Source organism: Reyranella sp., assembly GCF_050185545.1.
Lineage (GTDB): Bacteria > Pseudomonadota > Alphaproteobacteria > Reyranellales > Reyranellaceae > Reyranella.
In genome coordinates this window covers 8,518-12,405 of record NZ_JBFWZI010000198.1, presented here as the reverse complement: position 1 = coordinate 12,405, position 3,888 = coordinate 8,518, and the positions used below count along the sequence as shown (strand labels likewise).

Below are 3,888 nucleotides of genomic sequence, written 5' to 3'. Positions count from 1 at the left end.
GCAGGGCTTCGTGCGCAGCCTGGCGAGCCCCGGCGGCAATGCCACCGGCTTCGCCGACTACGATCCGCCGCTCGCGGGAAAATGGCTGTCGATGCTGACGCAGCTCAGCCCGCGGGTGACCCGGGCGACGGCGCTCTACAATCCGGCGACCGCACCCTACGCCGGCATGATGCTGGACGCCCTCGGCGACATTGCGCCCTCCTTCGGGATCACCCTGCACACCTCGACCATCGATCGCGAGTCCGAGATCGAGCCGGCCGTCGCGCGGATCGCGCAGGAACAGGGCGCCAGCGTGCTGGCCCTGCCGCACATCTTCACGGCGGTGCGTCGCGCCACCATCCTCGCCGCCGTCGGCCGTCATCGCCTGCCGGCGGTGTATGCCGATCGCTTCATCACCGAGGCGGGCGGCCTGATGTCCTACGGTGTCGACCCGGGAGACCTGATCCGGCGCGCTGCCGACTATGTCGATCGCGTGCTCGACGGCAGCAAGCCCGCGGACCTGCCGGTGCAGAACCCGACCAAGTTCGTGCTGGCGATAAACCTGCGGGCCGCCAAAGAGATCGGAGTCACGGTCGCACAGACTCTGGTCGCGTCGGCCGACGAGGTGTTCGAATAGCCGCGCTACCCTTCAAAGCGTCTTCGGATCGATGATCTCCGGCCGGCGGCCGGTCAGCTTGCGCACCAGCTCGACCATGTGCTGGGTGCCGCCGGGACCGTCGCCCGGCTCGCCGTTCCACAGGGTGACGAAGTAGGTCTTGCGCAGGCCCAGCGACAGGGCGCTGTAGAGTATCCAGCGATTGCAGCGATCGTGCACGCTGACGCCCGCCGGCGCCGGCCCCAGCTCCTGCGGCATGATCAGCAGCGTCGTCGCCGCGTTCTCCTTGACCTGCTCGAAGCTTTCCTCCCAGCGACGGTCGGGATCGGCGAACGTCACCGACTCGGCCAGGAATTCCTCCTCGCGACGCGCCAGGCGCAGCTCCATCCGCATGCCGCGCTCGAGGCAGGCTTCGGCGAACAGCAGGTCGCCGCCCGAAGCGCCGCCGCAGAGGCCGAGATCACCGGCGCTGGCGCCGATCTTGTCCAGCCTCTGGCGGATCGCCTTGGCCGCAGCGTCGATCTTCTCGGGTGGGAAGCGCGCCGGCTTTTCCTTGCCCGGCCCGCGGACATCGGGGTCGTCGATCATGTGGCCGCTGAACACCACGATGCGCTGGGGCTCGGCCTGCGCCGGCTTGCGGCCGCCGACCAGGGCATCGAGCTGCTTCTCGGCGCGATCGATGATCTCGGCGGCGGCGCGGACGATCTCGACCTGGAAGCCCAGCGTTCCGAGGAAATCGAGCTGCTGACTCGACGAATCGAGCGCGAAGCGGTCGCGATTGGCCACCGCGAGCGCCGCGGCATCGGAATAGTCGGCGAGGGCCTCCTTCTGGCGTCCTTCGACCAGCGCCATCTCGGCGCGCGTGGCGAGCGACCAGTAATCCTTGTCGCGCTCCACCGCCACGCTGGCGGTCCAGCCGACACCCGAGGCGATCCGGCCGAGCGGCAGCTTGCTCTCGAGGCCGGTCACGTGCTCCCAGAGCCGGCCCAGGGTCAGGGCATTGATGCCGGGATAGTATTCGCCGGGGACGGCGCGGAAGGCGTCGTAGTAGGCGACGGCCGCATTGTTTAGAGTGGATGCCGTATCGCGCGCCGCGGCAGCGGGATCCTCCTGACGCTGCGGATGGGTGTTCCAGACCTGAATCCACTCGTCCTTCCAGGTGCGGGCATAGAGACTGAGCGTCTCGCCATCCTTGTGCTTGGCCGCCAGTGCGGTGAGAACGTCGCGCGCTTCGGCGTAGCGTTCGTCGCGGCCCAGCGCCATGCCTTCGATCTGGATCGCCTTGACGTCGTCGGGTTCGAGCTTGCGCGCCTCCTCGAGGATCTTCAGGGCATAGCGCTGCCGCTTCATCTTCAGGAGCGCGTCGGCTGCCGTGCGCAGCGCTTCGAATTCGAGCAAGCTGTTCGGAGTCTCGTCGGCCAGCACCAGGATGTCGCCGGGACGCTGGTTGCGCCGGGCGATGTCGACGCGCCGGCGCCAGGCATCGAGCGCATCCCAGAACTCGTTGACGTCGCCCACCTTCAGCGTCTTCCAGTCGGGCTCCTGAAGGCTCGGGATCGTCTGGTAGACCGGGCTGGCGCGCCGCCCGCGCCACGCGCCGAGGGTCGCCACGATCGCCTCGGTGAGCGCCGTCCGCTCCTGCTCCAGCCGATCCGGATCGAGTTTGCCGTCCTTCAGCGTGTAGCGCTGCATGCGCTGGCCGGCGATGTCGAACGGCAGGCGATCACGGGCCGCGTAGGTCATGACCGTGCCGCCGGAGCGCAAGGCGTGGCGCACACCGATCTCGTACCAGACGTTGGGATTGTCCATGGTCAGGTCGGCAACGACAAATTCCGACAGCAGCAGGTCCTGGAACATGTCGAGATGGATCGACCCGCCGCGCCGGTCGGCGTCGGCGCGATGCGCCACCAGCCCCGCCGCGGCGATGGCCGGCTGGATCAGCCGCTTGTAGACGTCGTCGCAATCGACCTCGGTACCGTCGGCCAGCTTCTTCTTGCCGAACGGCATGATGACGAAGGCCCGTCGTGCAGCGCTCATGGCAGCCTCACGAGAAATTCGAGAAGTGATCCGGGGTTACATGCCTGGCGGCATATTGCTCGCCGACGCTCCTGATGTCGGCGATGAACTTGACGGAGTCCATGACTTGGACGTTCTCCGGCACGATGTGGGTCAGCCCGAGCGCCGCGAGGCCTTCCTTGGTGACCTCGGGATCGTAGCGGACGTAGGTGAAGAGCTTGGGGCCGGTCCAGTTGGACGGCCCACCGGCCTCCACCAGGCCGGCGCCGAACTCGCGGTCGATCGGCGCACCGAAGCGGCAGGCGCCGAAGATCCGGCACGACATGTCCTGGCCGGCCGACGCCGCGTTCATCAGCGCGGACGGAATGCTCTTGGCGTGGTCGAGGAGGGACAGATCGCCGGGTCGCAGGCCGGGCCGGGCGCGCGGCGCCTGGCCGGTCCCGATCGACACGATCAGCAGGTCGTCGATGCCGGTCTTCCAGTTCACGGCGTAAGGCTGGGCGGTGACCATCTGGAAGGCGAGAAAGGCCGGGTTGTTGTAGGTCGTGACGCCACCGTCGACGAACACGAACGAGTACTCCTTGTCGGTGCCCGGGGCGAAGACGATGATCTCGGGCGGGAAGTAGGTCGGCGCGGCCGTGCTGGCGCGGACGAGCTGCCACAGGGGAAGATCGAGGTTGCAGTCCTTCCGGCCCCGCTCGTTGTAGCGGGCGCGCGGATTGTTCGAGATCGGCCACGGCGAATCGGTCGAATGGTTGCGCATCACCATCATGAGCAGCGTGCGCAGCCGGTCATCCCCCAGCATGGCCGGGGGATCGTTCTTGCCGTAACCGAGCGTGCGATTGATCTCCTGGCGCAGGATGGCGGCCAGCGGCTCGTCGACATAGCTGTAGTGCAGGCGTTTCCAGATCGACGACTGCTCGAACATCAGCGGTCCGCTCTTGACGTAGAAGTCGCGGATCTGCGCCGTCGACATGCCGATCGAAATGCAGGTCGCGATGATCGCCCCCGTGCTGGTGCCGCACACGAAATCGAAGTAGTCGGCAAGCACCAGGTCGGGCTTGCCGCGCCGGGCGCGCAGGTCGGCCTCGAGCTTGGCCAGGATCTCGACGCTCATCAGCCCCAGGATCCCGCCGCCGTCGCAGGCGAGGATCTTCTTCGGACCCGGCGCGGTCATGCGCTCCAGCACCTTGCTCGTCATGGCGTGCTCCCCCGTGGCTCGATTTTCCCGTGGCGTCGATCTTTCCCGTGGCGTCGATCTTTCCCGTGGCGTCGAT

3 protein-coding genes are annotated in these 3,888 nt (G+C 67.5%); 1 reads left to right on the top strand and 2 read right to left on the bottom strand.

Features of this window, described 5'->3' with window-relative positions:
• On the top strand, positions 1-616 hold a 616-nt coding region (locus tag AB7O82_RS32180), incomplete at its 5' end, for an ABC transporter substrate-binding protein (protein ID WP_428621155.1).
• Positions 617-628: 12 nt separating this feature from the next.
• Here AB7O82_RS32180 and AB7O82_RS32175 read toward each other — a convergent pair.
• Both AB7O82_RS32175 and AB7O82_RS32170 read right to left on the bottom strand, forming a co-directional pair.
• Positions 629-2,632 carry a tetratricopeptide repeat-containing protein gene (locus AB7O82_RS32175; RefSeq protein ID WP_428549731.1) on the bottom strand — a complete coding sequence of 668 codons (2,004 nt, stop codon included), beginning with the start codon at positions 2,630-2,632 and terminating at the stop codon, positions 629-631.
• A 7-nt stretch (positions 2,633-2,639) separates the two neighbouring features.
• Complete coding sequence (locus AB7O82_RS32170; RefSeq protein ID WP_428549732.1) at positions 2,640-3,812, bottom strand: patatin-like phospholipase family protein; 1,173 nt, start codon at positions 3,810-3,812, stop codon at positions 2,640-2,642.
• Between the last annotated feature and the right edge of the window lie 76 nt (positions 3,813-3,888).

What these genes read in the sequence shown, in the direction of transcription:
- AB7O82_RS32175 (WP_428549731.1), bottom strand. Translation starts at nt 2,632, where the DNA reads ATGAGCGCTGCACGACGGGCCTTCGTCATCATGCCGTTCGGCAAGAAG.
- AB7O82_RS32170 (WP_428549732.1), bottom strand. Translation starts at nt 3,812, where the DNA reads ATGACGAGCAAGGTGCTGGAGCGCATGACCGCGCCGGGTCCGAAGAAG.